The 413-nt window shown below is 53.3% G+C and carries 1 rRNA gene; it reads right to left on the bottom strand.

The annotated features are described in order from the left end of the window. A 23S ribosomal RNA gene (locus tag CVN76_RS02065) occupies positions 1 to 413 on the bottom strand; the annotation flags it as partial.

Below are 413 nucleotides of genomic sequence, written 5' to 3'. Positions count from 1 at the left end.
AAGCTATAGTAAAGGTTCACGGGGTCTTTCCGTCTTGCCGCGGGTACACTGCATCTTCACAGCGAGTTCAATTTCACTGAGTCTCGGGTGGAGACAGCCTGGCCATCATTACGCCATTCGTGCAGGTCGGAACTTACCCGACAAGGAATTTCGCTACCTTAGGACCGTTATAGTTACGGCCGCCGTTTACTGGGGCTTCGATCAAGAGCTTCGCCTTGCGGCTGACCCCATCAATTAACCTTCCAGCACCGGGCAGGCGTCACACCGTATACGTCCACTTTCGTGTTTGCACAGTGCTGTGTTTTTATTAAACAGTTGCAGCCAGCTGGTATCTGCGACTGGCTTCAGCTCCGAGAGCAAGTCTCTTCACCTACGCGCCAGCGTGCCTTCTCCCGAAGTTACGGCACCATTTT

Source organism: Bacillus sp. mrc49, from assembly GCF_002803435.1.
This window is presented reverse-complemented; position numbering and strand designations above follow the sequence as displayed.